Source organism: Sphingopyxis sp. USTB-05 (genome assembly GCF_023822045.1).
Lineage (GTDB): Bacteria > Pseudomonadota > Alphaproteobacteria > Sphingomonadales > Sphingomonadaceae > Sphingopyxis.
This window is the reverse complement of record NZ_CP084712.1, coordinates 2925549-2941929: the sequence shown is the minus strand read 5'-3', so window position 1 is coordinate 2941929 and position 16381 is coordinate 2925549. Positions and strand designations below refer to the sequence as shown.

General features: G+C 63.3%; 15 protein-coding genes. 11 read left to right on the top strand and 4 right to left on the bottom strand.

The window, feature by feature from the left end; genetic code table 11:
* Nucleotides 1-89 precede the first annotated feature (89 nt).
* The 3 genes from KEC45_RS13610 to KEC45_RS13600 all read left to right on the top strand — a co-directional run bounded on the left by KEC45_RS13610 (nucleotide 90) and on the right by KEC45_RS13600 (nucleotide 5293).
* A complete protein-coding gene (locus tag KEC45_RS13610; RefSeq protein ID WP_062178213.1) occupies nucleotides 90-1097 on the top strand; it encodes a PhoH family protein in 1008 nt (335 codons plus the stop codon).
* An 889-nt stretch (nucleotides 1098-1986) separates the two neighbouring features.
* A complete protein-coding gene (locus tag KEC45_RS13605) occupies nucleotides 1987-4293 on the top strand; it encodes a TonB-dependent hemoglobin/transferrin/lactoferrin family receptor (RefSeq protein ID WP_238586574.1) in 2307 nt (768 codons plus the stop codon).
* Between the two features lie 22 nt (nucleotides 4294-4315).
* Nucleotides 4316-5293: a DUF6607 family protein gene (locus tag KEC45_RS13600; protein ID WP_062178216.1), complete on the top strand. Its 978-nt coding sequence runs from the start codon at nucleotides 4316-4318 to the stop codon at nucleotides 5291-5293.
* A 731-nt stretch (nucleotides 5294-6024) separates the two neighbouring features.
* Here the strand turns inward: KEC45_RS13600 and KEC45_RS13595 are convergent.
* On the bottom strand, nucleotides 6025-6402 hold the full coding sequence (locus KEC45_RS13595) for a DoxX family protein (protein ID WP_062178219.1): 378 nt from the start codon (nucleotides 6400-6402) through the stop codon (nucleotides 6025-6027).
* 140 nt (nucleotides 6403-6542) lie between these two features.
* Between KEC45_RS13595 and KEC45_RS13590 the strand changes: the two genes are divergently transcribed.
* Nucleotides 6543-6998 carry a carboxymuconolactone decarboxylase family protein gene (locus KEC45_RS13590; protein ID WP_062178222.1) on the top strand — a complete coding sequence of 152 codons (456 nt, stop codon included), beginning with the start codon at nucleotides 6543-6545 and terminating at the stop codon, nucleotides 6996-6998.
* Nucleotides 6998-7876 (top strand): sigma-70 family RNA polymerase sigma factor, encoded by an 879-nt coding sequence (locus KEC45_RS13585; protein ID WP_252171111.1) that lies wholly within the window; start codon nucleotides 6998-7000, stop codon nucleotides 7874-7876. The genes KEC45_RS13590 and KEC45_RS13585 overlap by 1 nt, the downstream gene beginning before the upstream one ends.
* 14 nt (nucleotides 7877-7890) lie before the next feature.
* Here KEC45_RS13585 and KEC45_RS13580 read toward each other — a convergent pair whose 3' ends face one another.
* Together KEC45_RS13580 and KEC45_RS13575 are read right to left on the bottom strand one after the other, a co-directional pair.
* The gene (locus tag KEC45_RS13580) at nucleotides 7891-8715 is read right to left on the bottom strand and encodes an SDR family oxidoreductase (protein ID WP_062178225.1); all 825 of its coding nucleotides are present in this window, start codon (nucleotides 8713-8715) and stop codon (nucleotides 7891-7893) included.
* A gap of 72 nt (nucleotides 8716-8787) precedes the next feature.
* Nucleotides 8788-9414, bottom strand: a complete 627-nt coding sequence (locus tag KEC45_RS13575) for a TetR/AcrR family transcriptional regulator (protein ID WP_238586575.1) — start codon at nucleotides 9412-9414, stop codon at nucleotides 8788-8790.
* A 176-nt stretch (nucleotides 9415-9590) separates the two neighbouring features.
* On the opposite strand from KEC45_RS13575, the gene ybeY reads away from it, so the two are divergent.
* Together ybeY and KEC45_RS13565 are read left to right on the top strand one after the other, a co-directional pair.
* A complete protein-coding gene (gene ybeY / locus KEC45_RS13570) occupies nucleotides 9591-10097 on the top strand; it encodes an rRNA maturation RNase YbeY (RefSeq protein WP_062178231.1) in 507 nt (168 codons plus the stop codon).
* Nucleotides 10098-10116: 19 nt separating this feature from the next.
* The gene (locus KEC45_RS13565; RefSeq protein ID WP_062178234.1) at nucleotides 10117-11055 is read left to right on the top strand and encodes a hemolysin family protein; all 939 of its coding nucleotides are present in this window, start codon (nucleotides 10117-10119) and stop codon (nucleotides 11053-11055) included.
* An 8-nt stretch (nucleotides 11056-11063) separates the two neighbouring features.
* Here KEC45_RS13565 and KEC45_RS13560 read toward each other — a convergent pair whose 3' ends face one another.
* Nucleotides 11064-11783, bottom strand: coding sequence for a hypothetical protein (locus KEC45_RS13560; protein ID WP_062183580.1), 720 nt, complete (start codon nucleotides 11781-11783; stop codon nucleotides 11064-11066).
* Nucleotides 11784-11959: 176 nt separating this feature from the next.
* Between KEC45_RS13560 and KEC45_RS13555 the strand changes: the two genes are divergently transcribed.
* The 4 genes from KEC45_RS13555 (at nucleotide 11960) to KEC45_RS13540 (ending at nucleotide 16372) form a co-directional block, all read left to right on the top strand.
* Nucleotides 11960-13021: a hypothetical protein gene (locus tag KEC45_RS13555; protein ID WP_062178236.1), complete on the top strand. Its 1062-nt coding sequence runs from the start codon at nucleotides 11960-11962 to the stop codon at nucleotides 13019-13021.
* 44 nt (nucleotides 13022-13065) lie between these two features.
* On the top strand, nucleotides 13066-14223 hold the full coding sequence (locus tag KEC45_RS13550) for a glycosyltransferase family 1 protein (RefSeq protein WP_062178239.1): 1158 nt from the start codon (nucleotides 13066-13068) through the stop codon (nucleotides 14221-14223).
* Between the two features lie 6 nt (nucleotides 14224-14229).
* Nucleotides 14230-15549 (top strand): replication-associated recombination protein A, encoded by a 1320-nt coding sequence (locus KEC45_RS13545; RefSeq protein ID WP_062178242.1) that lies wholly within the window; start codon nucleotides 14230-14232, stop codon nucleotides 15547-15549.
* Nucleotides 15550-15625: 76 nt separating this feature from the next.
* Nucleotides 15626-16372 carry a hypothetical protein gene (locus tag KEC45_RS13540; RefSeq protein WP_062178245.1) on the top strand — a complete coding sequence of 249 codons (747 nt, stop codon included), beginning with the start codon at nucleotides 15626-15628 and terminating at the stop codon, nucleotides 16370-16372.
* The last annotated feature ends 9 nt before the right edge of the window (nucleotides 16373-16381 follow it).

Below are 16381 nucleotides of genomic sequence, written 5' to 3'. Positions count from 1 at the left end.
TCCTTCCGTCGCATTCGCAGTCCGCAAGTCATGGACTCCCGTCTTGGCGGGAGTACAGTCGTGTCGTCGATCGAAGGAGCCTTGCCCATATGTCCAAACGCCCGCTGACCGCCTCCACCCCCGCCGAACCCGGCGACCGCGTCCGACTGACCGCGGAATTTGAGCGAACGCAGCTTTTGGGCATTCTTTTCGGCGAGTTCGACCGCAACCTCGTCGCGATCGAAAACCGCCTTGGCGTCTATATCTCGGCGCGCGGCAATCGCGTGCAGATCGAGGGCGAAGCCGAAGCCGCCGCGCGCGCGCGCGACGTGCTCACCGAACTCTACAACCGCATCGAACAGGGGCAGGAGGTTGACACCGGCCTGGTCGACGGCGTGATCGCGATGTCGGCGCAGCCGACGCTCGCGGGCATCATCCGCCACGACAAGGATGAGGCGCCGCCGATCATGATCCGGACGCGCAAAAAGACGATCGTCCCCCGCGCGCCGTCGCAGGTGCCCTATATGCAGGCGCTTGCGCGCGACGACGTGATTTTCGCGCTTGGTCCGGCGGGCACGGGCAAGACCTATCTCGCGGTTGCGCAGGCGGTGGCGCAGCTCATCACCGGCAGCGTCCAGCGGCTGATTCTTTCGCGCCCCGCGGTCGAGGCGGGCGAAAAGCTGGGCTTCCTGCCCGGTGACATGAAGGAAAAGGTCGATCCTTATCTGCGCCCGCTCTACGACGCGCTCCACGACTGCCTGCCCGCCGAGCAGGTCGAGCGCCGGATTGCGTCGGGCGAGATCGAGATCGCGCCGCTTGCCTTCATGCGCGGGCGCACGCTCGCCGACGCGTTCATTATCCTCGACGAAGCGCAGAATACGACGATCCCACAAATGAAGATGTTCCTGACGCGTTTCGGGATGAACAGCCGCATGGTGATCTGCGGCGACCCGAAACAGGTCGACTTGCCGATCCCCGCAACCTCGGGCCTTGCCGATGCGGTCGGCCGGCTCGAAGGGCTGGAGGGCATCAACGTCAGCTACTTCACCAGCGCCGACGTTGTCCGCCATCCGATCGTCGGGCGCATCGTCGATGCCTATGAGGGGCCGGGAGCTTAGCGCGCGGAACAGCGGCTGTTTGGGGTGGGGAGCTGTCGTTACCCTCTTTGGCTATCGCCCGGCTGAATCCGGATCGGGTCGGCGCGAGGGCGGCGCAATATTCCAAAGTTCAGGAAAGTTCAGCCCTATGAGCGCCCCGATTTGCAAGTCGCGGAGCGCTCGACGTGCGCGGCACGTCCGACCATGGTCGCATCCGCAAGCCGGGTCGCGACCACCTTTTTGTTCACCGAATGAAAGAGCCGGATGAAGGCTGGCACGGCCGAATAATGTAGGAAAGGCCTATTTGAAGGCGATGTCTGTTTTGGGGTGGTGAGCTGACATCCCGTCCCCCCACTTCCGTCATCCCGGGCTTGACCCGGGATCCCGCTTTTTGACGGCACCCACTGGCTTCGATTTCAAGCGGGACCCCGGATCAAGTCCGGGGTGACGAAAAAGGATTGGTCGGCAACCGGTCGTTTCCCATTTGCGCACCCCGGCGAAGGCCGGGGCCCAGGGCTCTGGAGAGCCGAGCTGTGCGGATTGCCGCCCTGGACCCCGGCTTTCGCCGGGGCACACATTACCGTCGTTAGTTTCCGGTCGTTTCTTCGCTCTCGTCATCCCGGGCTCGACCCGGGATCCCGCTTTTTGAGGCACTCTCCGGCTTCGACCTCAAGCGGGACCCCGGGTCAAGCCCGGGGTGACGAGGGGAGAATCTGTCCGCCCCCGGTCGCTACCCGCCTTCATGATTCCGAGCTTGTTTCCGCATTCTCCACGCTTTGCGGCCGGCGGTCGCGCGGGGCCATGCGCCATCATGTCGAAAACGATTCGCAATAGCATCTTGACCCTCTGAATTTGCGCGCCTAGAGCGCCGCTATTGCGAGTCAGTCGCAATCTAACCGGGGGAATTAAATTGAACATCCGATATCTGCCGTCCGTAACCCGCCTTGCCGCGAGCAGCGCGCTGGGCCTCGCGCTCGCCGCGACCGCTACGCCGGCCTTTGCGCAGGACAATGACGGCGAATATTGGGTGTCGCTCAAGAACCGTATCGTCGTCACCGCCACGCGCACCGCCGTGAAGGCCGAGGATATTCCCGTCACTATTACGGTGAAGAGCGACGAACAGATCGCCGACGAACTCGTCACCGATATCCGCGACCTCGTCCGCTTCGAACCCGGCGTCAGCGTCCAGCGCCAGCCCGCGCGCTTCGGCGCCGCGCTCGGCACCACCGGCCGCGCGGGCAACGACAGCTTCAACATCCGCGGCATCGGGGGCAATCGCGTGCTCGTCCAGGTCGACGGCGTCCGCGTTCCCGACGGCTTCAGCTTCGGCGCGCAGGCGTCGGGTCGCGGCGACTATGTCGACCTTGGTCTCGTCAAGTCGGTCGAAATCCTGCGCGGTCCGTCGTCCGCGCTTTATGGAAGTGACGGCCTAGCGGGCGCGGTCAGCTTCATCACCTCGGACCCCGTCGATTTCCTCGAACCCGGCAAGAATGTCGGCGGCCTCCTCCGCGCCGCCTATAGCAGCGCCGACAAGGAATTCAGCGAAACCGCAATCCTTGCGGGACGCAGCGGCGACTGGTCGATCATGGCCGCCTATACGCGGCGCGATCACAAGGAACTCGACAACAAGGGCGATGTTGCGGGCGGCATCTATGTCGACGGCGTCGCGGGCACTTCGGGCAAGGACGCGAACACCGGTCCGCTCCGCACGCGGCCGAACCCCCAGGATGGCCGCTCCAACGCGGCGCTCGCGCGCATCGTCTATGACCCCGCCAACGGCCACAAGATCCGCCTGACCGGTGAATATCTCGACACCGACCTCTACACCAACGGCCTCACCGGCGTCACCGCGACGCGGAATGCGGCGGGCGTCGTCACCGCCAGCGTCGACCGGCTGGAAGCGTGGGACAGCGGAGAGCGCAAGCGCGTCTCGCTCGACTGGAGCTGGGAAGGCGAGGGCGCGATCGATTTCGCCCGCGTCGCGCTCTATTGGCAGGACGGCGAAGACAATCAATATACCGAGGAAGATCGCACCCCCGCGGCCGACCGCACGCGCCTCAACACGTTCGAGAACCGCGTGATCGGCGCCGCGGCTGATGCCCGCGCCGATTTCGCGACCGGCGCGATCGCTCACCGTCTCGTCTTCGGCGGCGACATCAGCAAGACGCGTCAGCGCGGTCTGCGCGACGGCACCGTGCCGCCGTTCGGCGAGGTTTATCCGACACGCGCCTTCCCGAGCACCGATTTCACGCGCGCGGGCCTGTTTGTCGGCGACGAAATCACCATCGCCGACGGACGTCTGATCCTCTATCCGGCGCTGCGTTTCGACTGGTACGACCTGTCGCCCGACGACGATCCGCTGCTGCCGACCTTCGCCGGCGCCAAACAGGACGGCTCGCGCCTGTCGCCAAAGTTCGGCGCGGTGTGGAAGGTCACCGACGAATTCCGCCTGTTCGCCAACTATGCGACGGGCTTCAAGGCACCCGAGCCGGGGCAGGTGAACCAGTTCTTCTCGAACCTCGCGTCGGGCTATACGTCGATCCCGAACCCCGATCTGGGGCCCGAGCGCAGCGAAAGCTTTGAGGGCGGCATCCGCTTTTCGAGCGACGCGATCAGCCTCGACGTCACGGGCTTTTCGGCGCGCTACAAGGATTTCATCAGCCAGGAGCAGGTCGACGGCAGCTTTACGCCCGCCGACCCCGCTATCTTCCAATTCGTGAATCTCGATCGCGTCCGGGTCAAAGGGGCCGAGGCGCGGTTCGAGGGGCGAGCGTCGTCCGGCCTGTATACGACGCTCGCCCTATCCTATGCGAAGGGTGACATCATCGACCCCGACGGCATTCGCTCGCCGCTCGAATCGATCGATCCGCTCAAGCTCGTCGCGGGGGTCGGCTATCGTCAGCCGCAGGGCCGTTTCGGCGGCCAGTTGATCATGACGCACAGCGCACGCAAGGAAGCGTCGCGCACCGCCGGCGGTTACCGCCCCGACGGTTTCACCATCCTCGACGCGACCGCCTTTGTCCGCCTGACCGAGGGGCTGACGCTGCGCGGCGGCGTCTTCAACATCCTCGACAAGAAATATAGCTGGTGGAGCGACGCGCGCGGCCTTGCCAACACGACGCTCATTGGCGGCCGGAACCTGCCGATCGCCGTGATCGCCGACGCCTATACCCAGCCCGGCCGCAACGCGAGCGTGTCGCTCAGCTTCCGCTTTTAAAAAAACGAAAAGGACTGCACCGATGAAAACCTATCGTAAGATCGCCGCCGGGTTGCTGTTGCTGACCGCAGCGCTGCCCATCGCCGCTTCGGCCCATCCGCCGATCGCCGCCGAGGCTGCCGCCGCCAACTTCGAACAGGACCGTGCCGACATCCTCGCGATGGCGGGCAATTACCGCGTCAGCTTTAACATGCAGGAATCGACGCGCTGGGATCCGACGTACGAGGTCCTCGAACCCAAGCGTTCGGGCGGCAATGAGGTCGTGCGCGTCATCGAGGACACCGGCCGCAAGATCAGCCTGCAGCATATGCTCGTCATCACCGGCGACGACGACAAGAGCATGATCATCAAGCATTGGCGCCAGGATTGGGAATATGAACCTGCGAAGGTGCTGGTCTATTCCGACCGCAACGCCTGGACGTGGGAAGATGTGCCCGAAAAGATGCGCACCGGTCGCTGGTCGCAGACGGTGTATCAGGTCGATGATTCCCCAAGATATGGCGGCTGGGGTCAGTTCGAAACGCAGGGCGGCGTCCGCCGCTGGCGCTCGAACTGGACCTGGCGCCCACTGGCGCGCCGCGATGCCGTGCGTAATCCGGTCTACGACCGCTACCTCTCGATCAACCGCCACCAGCCCTCGCCCGACGGCTGGGTCCACTGGCAGGACAATACGAAAATGGGGACGAAGGACGGCAAGCTGGTGCCGATCGTCCAGGAATATGTCCTCAACACCTATATCAAATATGACCAATATGACGTGAAGGCGGCCGACGATTATTGGGCCGCAACCAAGGACTATTGGGCCGCCGTGCGCGCCGAATGGGACCGTGTCGCCGCAGCCAAGGGCGGTATCGCGATCGATGAGGAAGCACAGACGGGCACCGTGATCAGCGGCCGCCTGCTCGAAATGGCCGACGATATTCAGGAAAAGAAGCTGACCACCGCGAAAGCCATCGCCGAGGCGAAAAAGCTGATCGAGACCAACACGCGCAAGCTTTGAAGACCTTCACCATGTGAAGCCCGAAACTGGGGGCGGCTCGCAAGGGCCGCCCCCTATTTTGTGGTGCGGGCGAATGGCGGCAACGGGGTGGTGAGCTGCCCTTTGTGCACCCCGGCGCAAGCCGGGGCCTAGTGCGGAAAGGCAGCGTTGGAATTCTGGGCCCCGGCTTTCGCCGGGGTGCACATCACTATCGTCCGCTTCCGTTCGTTACCCCACTTCCGTCATCCCGGGCCTGACCCGGGATCCCGCTTTTTTGCGCATCTACCGGCCTTCGAGATCAAGCGGGACCCCGGATCAAGTCCTGGGTGACGAAGATGGAGAGGGCAGCTCCCGGTCGACTCCTGCCCATCCGTGTACCCCGGCGAAAGCCGGGGCCCAGTTCGGAAAAGCGCAAGGTTAGTGTTGGAATTTTGGACCCCGGCCTTCGCTAGGGTACACACCTACAACGGCAGCTCCCGACCAAAATCAGCCAGAACCTCGCACAGAAAAAACCGCTTTCCCAATATATCCGGCGATGATCTACCCTTGTGGATGACCGCATCGATCACCCTGCAGAACACTCCTTCGACACTCCGCGCCCGTCATCGCCTTAAGGCGACAAAGGAGATATTCTGGACGCGTACGTCCGTATCTTTTGTCGCCTTAAGGCCGCGAGCGGCCACTTCTCCGGAGGCCGGCGTTCGCCCGACGTTCATCTCCCTTATCCCTGCCACAAGATAGAGTTGGAATGCCTATTTCTTAGCGCCTTCGACACTCCAGATTCCCGCACCGCGCGTCGCGATAAACAGGAAGATGAAGCAGTAGAGGATGATCGTCTCGCCGCCGTTGACGATCGGGAAGGGCCCCTGGCTGCCGTGCGCGACCCAGTAACCGACCGCCGACATGCCGCTCGCGATGAAGGCGGCGGGACGGGTGAACAGGCCGATGATGATCAGCGCGCCCGCGACCAGTTCGATCGTCCCCGCAGCATATAGCATCGGGTTGAGCGGCATCGGAAAGGCGACAGGGAAGTTGAGGAATTTCTGCACCCCGTGCGCGAGGAACAGTACACCCGCAACGATGCGCAGCAATGCATAGGCCTGTTCGCCGAAACCATCGAGAAATTTCATGATTGGACCCCCTCGTTCTGATTATCGAGGTGGGCAAGCTAACCGATTTTTCGGCCCGCGCGAATTTTTTTCGCGATCCATGTCACATCCGCCGATCCTGTCTCGTCAAGTCTGCACAACCCCCATGAAGGAGATATGACATGACCAAGGTAACCGACCCCTACGCCGCCGCCCCGCACCTGATGAAGCAATGGATGGCTGTCAGCCTCGGCGCCGAAAAGAGCCTCGAGCCGAGCCTGATCGAACTGGTGAAGATCCGCTCGTCGATCCTCAACGGCTGCGCCAACTGCATCAACATGCACACTGTCGAAGCCCGCGCGAAGGGCGAGACCGAACAGCGCATCTATCTGCTCTCGGCCTGGCACGAAGCCCCGGTCTATACCGACCGCGAACGCGCGGCACTCGCCTGGACCGACGCCTTGACCAAGCTGTCCGCAGGGCACACACAGAAGGCTGCGAAGGATGCGCTCGAAGCGCATTTCACGCCGGAGGAACAGGTGAATCTGACCGTGATGATCAACGTCATCAATGGCTGGAATCGTATCGCGGTCGGTTTCGACCTTTGGTACGAAAACGGCGCGTTGAAGGCTGCCTGATGACCCCTGAGGGCATCCGCGGCGAAATCGATGCGGCAGCGGACGCAGCGGGGAGTTTCGACCTGCTGCGCCCGCTCCTCACGCGCGTGGCCTACCGCATGCTCGGCTCGGTCGCGGATGCCGAGGATGTGGTGCAGGATGCCTTCATTCGCTGGCTCGGCACCGACCGCAGCGCCGTGCGCGAGCCCGCGGCCTTCCTGCGGCGGACCGTGACGCGTCTCTGCCTCGACCAGATAAAGTCGGCACGCAGTCAGCGCGAGACCTATGTCGGCCCCTGGCTCCCCGATCCGCTGGTCGAGGAGGAGGAAGAGGACGACGTCACGCTGCCGCTGATGATCGCGCTCGAACGGCTGTCGCCGCTCGAACGTGCCGCCTTCCTGCTCCACGACGTCTTCGGCGTCGAGTTCGAAGAGGTCGCCAAGACGATCGACCGCGACCCCGCCGCGACGCGCCAGCTTGCGGCGCGCGCGCGAACCCACGTCCGCGACGCGCGCCCGCGCTACAAGCTTGAAAAAGAGCAGGGGCTTCAGATCGCCAACGCCTTTTTCGCGGCATCGCGCAGCGGCGACATGGGCGCGCTCGGCGCGCTGCTTGCCGCCGATGTCGGCATGTGGGCCGACGGTGGCGGCAAGCGCCCCGCCGCGATGGGCCCCGTCCTCGGCCATGACATCGTGCTGAAACTGCATCGCAGCCTGGCGGTGCTGTTCGGAAAATACGGCTCGACGCTCGTCCACGCCGGCACGATCAACGGGCTGCCGGGCTTCGTCACGCGCGAAGCCGACGGCGAACTGCAGACGACGGCGCTGGAAATCGAGGACGGCAAGATCACTGCCATCTATGTCATGCGCAACCCCGACAAGCTGAAGCATATGCACTGACGTCGCGCGGGCGACTACAGGCCGAATTGTCCGGCGATCGTATCGAGATATTGCTCGATCGGCATCGCGCTCCGCATCGCCATAAGGCCATTGCCTTCGGCGCCGATGACGGCCCGGAATGGGCTGTCCGGATCGACAGCGGCCGTATGGATCGCGTCGATAATCACCTGGGGGTCGTCGAGGCGCGCGGGATCGACCGACGCGAACATGGCTTCGAGCTGTCCGACCAGCGGGTCGTAATCGCGGATTTCGTCCGAACGGTGGAAGATCATATTGTCGCGGAATTTATTGCCCGTGAAGCCGCCTGGTTCGACGAGGCGCAGGCGGATATTGAACGGGCGCAGCTCATAATGGAGGCCCTCGATCAGCCCTTCGAGCGCGAATTTTGACATGTTGTAGAGCGACCCAGTCGGCACCGCACTTGTCAGGCCCATATAAGAACTGACATTGACGATGGCGCCGGCCTTTCTTTCCCGGAAATGCGGCAGGATTGCGCGGATGACGTTGATCGGGCCGCGCACATTGACCGCATATTGCCAGTCGATCGTTGCCTCCTCGGCAAGTTCGAGCGGCCCATAGGCGCCCGCGCCGGCATTGTTCACCACCGCGTCGATGGCGCCGAAGCGATCGATCGCGGCTGCCACGGCAGCCCGGACCGAGGCGACGTCGGTCACGTCGAGTGGAATCACCGCGACATTTTTCAGGTCCCTGAACGTCTCGTCCCTCTCGGGCGAGCGCATCGTCGCGGCGACATTCCAACCTTGCTTCGCGAAATGGAGGGCGGTCATTCGGCCAAGGCCGCTGCTGGTGCCGGTAATCAGGATCGTGGGGGACGTCATCGATATTCTCCTTGTTGTGCGGGATCGGTAAGTTATGGAATGATTGTTCCAGAAATGATCAAAAAAAGGGGGTCAGCGAAGCGCCCGCAGGGCGAGTTCTCCGAGCAATTGCAGTTGCTTCTGGTCGGCGCCCCCGCGCGCGGCGATGCGTATTCCCGCAAAGCTGCTGTCAAAGAAGCCCGCGACCGCCACCGGGTCCAAATCTGCGGCAAGGTCACCCTGCTCCTTCGCTTCGCGAACGCGTTCCGCGATCGCGTCGTACAAAACAGCCGCGGCGGAGTTTTTGATCTCTTCCAGATCGGCGCGGCTCGTCCCGAACTCGCAGATCGAACCAACGCCGAGGCAGGGATTCGACGCCTCCACAACGACGCGATCCATCATGGCACGGATGCCATCGATGGCGCGCTCTTCCCTTCGCAGCGTTTGGAGATGCGCCTGGACTTCGGTCGTGGTGTAGCGCCTTAGCGCGGCGCAATAGAGCTGCCATTTGTCGCCGAAGCTATCATAAAGGCTCTGCCGGCCGATCCCCATTGCGCCGACGAGCATCGATGCCGACGATCCCTCATACCCATGATCGCGAAATACAGCGACTGCCGCGTCCAGCGCCTCATCGGTATCGAATGCCTTGGGTCGTGCCATGAGGGACCAAATAGGAATTATGGAACGATCAGTCAATAACTGAATGGGCAAGTGCCGCATCAGTTCATTTCGACGATGTTTGGCTCCATGGCTTTTTATCTGTCCTACACCGCATCCCCGCTATAGCGTCGACCCATGAACCACGACAGAATCCCCGTACCGCCTGCGACACGAAAAACGCGATTTGCGAGTGAAGTTGCGCAGTTTTCCGCTGATTTCTTCGCGGGAGCAATTCGGTGCTGAGCGTCGAAACCTATGCCGCGACGCCTTGGCCCGATCCGCTGGATTGGGAGGTGCGGGCGGGGCAGGCGGTCGCCGCGGCGCTTGCGCTGACGCCCTATGCCTCGCTCGCCGACGCCGCGCCGCTCGTCGAGGTATCGGTGCGACTGACCGACGACGCCGAGGTCCACACGCTCAACCGCGATTTTCGCGGCAAGGACAAGCCGACCAACGTCCTCTCCTTTCCGCAGGTACAGGCCGACCTCCTCATCGCCATGTCGAACAGCGACGACGGCGAAATCCTGCTCGGCGACATCGTGTTGGCGCGCGAAACCTGCGCGCGCGAAGCGGAGGAAAAGGGGATTTCGATCCCCGATCACGCGACGCATCTGATCGTCCACGGCACGCTGCATCTTGTCGGTTACGACCATATGGACGACGGGTCGGCGGCCGCCATGGAGGCGCTTGAGGTGAAAGCGCTTGCATCGCTGGGCATCGCCAATCCATATGCGGATCAGGATTAACAGGGAAAAGCCATTATCTATGCCCGACGACCAGGGATCTTCGAACCGATCGGAAGAGGACAGTAGTAGACCCGGATTATTCTCCGGGCTGAAAACCCTGTTGTTCGGCGGCGACAAGGAACCGTCGCTGCGCGAACAGATCGAAGAGGTCATCGACGAGGCCGAAGAGGAAGGGCAGGAACGGCGCGGGAGCAGCGTCGTCGGCGACCTGTCGCCGATCGAGCGCAAGATGCTGCGTAACCTACTTCACTTTGGCGAGCAGACGGTCGACGATGTCGCGGTACCGCGCGCCGACATCATCGCGATCCCCGAAAGCGCGAGCTTTGCCGATATCGTCGCGCTGTTTGCCGAGGCGGGGCATAGCCGTCTGCCGGTCTACCGCGAAAATCTGGACGAAGTCGTCGGGATGATCCACGTCAAGGACGTGTTCGCGGTGCTTGCGGAGGGGCGGACGCCGCCGCCGCTGCTCGACCTCATCCGCCAGCCGCTTTACGTTCCGCAATCGATGGGCGTGCTCGACCTGCTCGCCGAGATGCGCGCCAAGCGCACCCATCTCGCGATCGTGATCGACGAATATTCGGGCACCGAGGGGCTGCTGACGATCGAGGATCTGGTCGAGGAAATCGTCGGCGAGATCGAGGACGAGCATGACGACGAGCCGACCGCGCTTTTCGCACCCGGCGAGGGCGGCTGCTGGGAAGCCGATGCGCGCGCCGAACTCGACGATATCGGGGAGGCGATCGACCCGCGGCTTGCCGAGGTCGAGGAAGATGTCGATACGCTGGGCGGCCTTGCCGCCGTGCTGGCCGGCCATGTTCCAGAGGTCGGCGAAATCCTGCAGCATCCGAGCGGCTGGCGCATCGAGGTGACCGAGGCCGACGAACGCCGCGTGCACCGTTTGCGCCTTCACCCGCCGGTGGTGGTCGACCTTGAGGCGCCGTCGGAGACCGGGGACTAGCGCGCCGGTTATTCGGGACCGATATTGATCACATTATAGCGCAGCGCTTCGGCCATAGTCAGGCATCGGCGCGTCGAACGGTCGCTTTCGGTCGCCACCGACTTTTGCCGGTACATGATGTCGGACAGCAGGTCGCGTGATACGTCGAGACGGATCAGCAGATCATTGTCCTCAGTCGCCATCAAGGCGGCCTCGCGCTCGACGTCGCTGATCAATTCGGTGGTGGACTCGGCGCCCAGTGCGACGCTTGACTGAATGGCGTTCTTGTCGCCGGTCATCGTGAACATATGGACCATGAAATAACCGCCCGGGTCGATCGTGCGTGCACGGCCGCCCATGAAGACGAAATTGCACGCGCTGAAACAGGTCCAACCCGCTGGAATTCGTGTCACCATTTGCCGCTCTTTGCTGAATTTGCGGATCAGCAATCCTGCGGCATTGCCGGCGCGCGCATCGCCACCCGGCGAACGAATCCAGATTTCGCTGATCGACGGATTGTCGGTCAGAACCTTCTCAAGCCGCGCGGGAAGTTCGCTGTCGACGCGCCCTTCGGCCAGCAGCACGGTTTCGCCGCTGCGCTGGAACGGGGTCAGCACCATCGTTCTATAGTCCGACCAATTGGGCTTGGCGGGGCAAGTGGGGTTGTCGGGATCCATGCCGGGCGGGGTCGCGGCAGTGCATGCGAGCGTCGCGACAAGCGCAGCGATCGATTTGATCCAACGGTTCATACGATCATCCCCAGCAACGTGCAGACCCCCGACCGCACACGCGGTCATGCTATGTCATCGCCGCAGCCAAAACAATATCACGACACGCTCGTTTGCGGTGTGATCCGGGTCATTGACCCGACTTGTGAGGACGGTCATTCGGTCCTAGCCTTGGAGACAAGGGTGGGAGTTCAATCATGCCGGCAAAGCTGCGATATCGATCGGGGTGGGGCGCCATTTTCTTGGTGCTGCTGTCGAGTAATGTTGCCGCGGCAGCTTGGCAGAGTGTGCCGAGCGAGGGCGACAAGGCTTTTGTCCCGCCACCGGTCACCGAACCCGCGCTGCCGGCTCTCCCAGAGCGGCCCGCGCTAGATACCCGCAGCTATCCGAAATGCCGCGAGGATTATAAGAAGATCGACGCGCCGTTCGACAAGGCGGCCGCGATCAATCGCTGCACGGTGGCGATCGACGCCTATTATTCGCAGAAAATGCTGCCGTACCGCGAGGCGATGATTGTCTATCAAAATGCGCTGTCGTCGCTTTATACGACCAGGGTCGGCGGTAATATGCGCTATTCCCCGGCGACGCAGGACCGCTTCTATAAGGCCGTGATGGCGGAACACGCCGCCTCTGATCCCGAAGGCGCGAACCTCGCTGCATATCGCGGACTTGAGGCGCAATATCAGACCGACCGCGCCTATCTCGCCGACCGCTTCTGCTTCAACACCGGCTGCAACGGTTATCCGGCGCCAGCATCTGGCGTCAAAGTCGTAGCGCCAGAAACCGTCGAGCAGCCCCCAAAAAAGAAGGCCGAGGAAACGAAGCGCGCGGACAGCGACGCTCCCGACCCCAAATGCAAGCGCGCCCGCAAGCGCGGCGGCGCGCTGGGCGGCCTCATCGGCGGTGTGGCGGGTAGCGCCGTGGGCCTCAAGGGCGTCGGTACGCTCGTGTCGGGATTGGTAGGGGCGGTGCTCGTTGCCGAAATCGCGTGCCAGCTCGACGAAAAGGAGCAGAAAGTCGCCGCGGAGGCGACGGTGGCCGTCACGAAAAAGGAAGAGGTCGGTGCGACCGCGAATTGGACGAGCCCGACGCGTGAAGGCGTGGCGGGGTCGTCGACGATCACCGCACTCAACACCGAGCCCAATGGCAGCAAATGTCTGTCGATCACCGACATCGCGATTGTCGAGGGCGAGGAAACGCGCGTATCGAAGCGCATGTGCCGTGCGAAGCCCGGCGAACCTTATAGCATCATGGCCTGACGGCGGCGTTGCGTTTGCACCGCGACGGGACTAGCGGAGGCGTGATGGACGTCTCCGACCTTCGCATCGCCCTGTTCAGCGGCAATTACAACATGACCACCGACGGCGCGAACAAGGCGCTGAACCGTCTTGTGGGCTATCTTCTGGTTCACGGCGCCGCGGTTCGCGTCTATTCGCCGACCGTCGAGCACCCCGCTTTCGAACCGACGGGCGATCTGGTCAGCGTGCCGTCGGTCGCGATTCCAGGGCGGAGCGAATATCGCATTCCCGTGTCCTTTTCATCGCGCGTCCGCGAGGACATCACCGCTTTTGCACCCAATATCGTCCATATCTCCAGCCCCGACCGCGTCGCGCGGCAGGCGGCGGCGTGGGCGCGGCGTCGGCGGCTTCCGGTCGCCTGTTCGGTGCACACGCGTTTCGAAACCTACGTTCGCTACTATAATCTGTCGTTCCTCGAGCCCGTAATGGTTGCGTGGTTGCGCAAGCTTTACCGCAAATGCGATGCGCTGATCGCACCGTCCGAAAGCTTTGCGCAGGTGTTGCGCGAGCAACGGATGAACTATGATATCGGCATCTGGACCCGCGGCGTCGAACAGGGGATTTTCAATCCGGCGCGCCGCGACGTGGCATGGCGCCGCTCGCTCGGCATCGAAGACGATGTTCCCGCGATCGCCTTCCTCGGCCGGCTGGTCATGGAAAAGGGGCTCGACGTGTTCGCCGACGCGGTGGAGGTGCTCCAACGGCGCGGCGTCCCGCACAAGGTCGTCGTGATCGGCGAGGGCCCCGCCCGCGAATGGTTTGAGTCGCGGTTGCCCAACGCGAATTTCGTCGGCTTTCAGGGCGGCGAAGATCTCGCCCACGCGCTCGCCTCATGCGATATCTTCTTCAATCCTTCGGTCACCGAAACCTTTGGCAATGTGACGCTGGAAGCGATGGCTTGCGGGCTGCCCGTCGTCGCGGCGCGCGCGACCGGCAGCGCCAGCATCGTCAAGCATGGGCAGACCGGCTATCTCGTTACCCCGGGATCGATCACCGGCTTTGCCGATCATCTTGAGCGCTATTGCCGCGATATCCAGCTTCGCGCCGAACATGGTTCTGCGGCGGTGCTCGAAAGCGGCGCCTATCAATGGGATGCGATCAACCAGACGGTCGCCGATACCTATATCCGCCTGATCCGCCAAAAGCAGCGCCGCCGGGGCTGAGGAACGATGGCCGAGGATCTGTTCGGCGAGGATGTGCCGGCGGCGCAGCAGGGCAGGGCGACCGGCCCGGTGCCGCTCGCCGAAAAATTGCGTCCTCGCACGCTTGTCGACGTCGTCGGGCAGGAACATCTGACCGGGCCCGAGGGGGCGATCGGCCGGATGGTTGCGGCGGGGCAATTGTCGTCGATCATCCTCTGGGGTCCGCCGGGCACTGGCAAGACGACGATCGCGCGGCTGCTCGCCGAGGCGGTAGGAATGCGTTTCGCGCCGCTATCGGCTGTCTTCTCGGGCGTTGCAGACCTCCGGCAAGCCTTTGCCGATGCCGAAAAGATGGCTGCGGCCGGCAAGCGGACCCTGCTTTTCGTCGACGAGATCCATCGTTTCAATCGTGCGCAACAGGACGGCTTCCTGCCTTATGTCGAGCGCGGCACCGTGGTGCTCGTCGGTGCGACGACTGAGAATCCGAGCTTCGCGCTTAATGCTGCATTGCTCAGCCGCGCGCAGGTGCTGGTGCTCAACCGGTTGGGCGAGGCGGCGCTTGGTACGCTGATCGAGCGTGCCGAGGCAGAGGTTGACCAGCGCCTGCCGGTGACCGACGCGGCGCGCTCGGCGTTGATTGCCAGCGCCGACGGCGACGGCCGCTTCCTGCTCAACCAGGTCGAAACGCTCTTCTCGGTGACGATCGAGGCACCACTCGATCCGGCGGAGCTCGCGCAATTCCTGCATCGCCGGATGCCGGTCTACGACAAGGATCGCGACGGCCATTACAATCTGATCTCGGCGCTGCATAAGGCGCTGCGCGGGTCGGACCCGCAGGCGGCTCTCTATTGGCTCGCGCGCATGCTCGTGGCGGGCGAGGAGCCGCTCTATGTGTTGCGGCGAATCACCCGCTTCGCGAGCGAGGATATCGGCCTCGCCGATCCGCAGGCGCTGGTGCAGTGCCTTGCGGCAAAAGACGCTTACCAGTTCCTCGGATCGCCCGAAGGCGAACTCGCGATCGTGCAGGCGTGCCTCTATTGCGCTACCGCACCCAAGTCGAACGCGGCCTATGCAGCGCAGAAGGCGGCGTGGGCGGCCGCGCGCGAAACCGGTAGCCTCGCGCCGCCCGCCAACATCCTCAATGCGCCGACCAAGTTAATGAAAGATCTGGGTTATGGCGCGGGCTACAGCTACGACCATGATGCGCCCGACGGCTTTTCGGGCGACAATTACTGGCCCGACAATATGGCGCCGGCGACCTTCTATCGCCCCGTCGATCGCGGGTTCGAAAAGCGCATCGCCGAACGGCTCGCCTGGTGGGATGAGCGTCGGCATGTGAAGGAATGACGTCAGTCTTGCCCCGCACCGCGCATGGGTATAGTTTTGGCGCAATCCGGGTCGCGCCGAAACTGGGGTAGTCATCATGGCATTGGCGCTTGTCCTTGCCGCTGCAGCGACACCGATCCTGTCCTGTCCAAGCGGCACTATCGAAACCACCTGCACCGCTGCGGAGGTAACGGCGAAGATCGCGCTGACGCGCGTACGCGTTACCAATATTGCGCAGCGATGCCTTTACGACTTCGGCGGCAAGTGCAGCGTCGAAGCCAGCGGACGGATCAACAGCAGCGACCGCGACGCGACCCTGCTCTGGCAAAAGATGTTGCTTGCGCCGCGCGACGGGCCGCAGGCGCGGATGGTCGTGCTCCTGTCGCAGGACAAGGCGGGCAAGACGGCGCTAGCGGGATTTGCCGAAAGCTCGGGGTCGATCGGGACGCCCGATCTGGTCGTCGACAATGACAAACGGCGGCTCGTCCATATCGGCGGCACACTCGCGGGTAGTGGCGGCGGCAATGCCGACGCGCTTTTCGCGAGCGATACCGACGGACCCAAATGGCGCCGCGTCGATATGTCCGACTGGGCGGAACAGGGCGGGAAGCTACTGCCGACAGGTTATTGGCTGCGCGGCCCGGCGCAATTCACCTTTGACGAGATGTTCGCCTCCGCACCTGTTGCGCGCGACGGCGACGGCAATTGCTGTCCTCGCGGCGGCAACGCTTTCTATGACCTCGATATTCAGGGCGACCGGCTGGTGTTGACGCGCCTGCGCTTCCAGCCCATGCAGCCGTTGGGACGGGACGTCGAGGTTATGGCCGGGACGCTCGAAGACTAGTTCGACGGG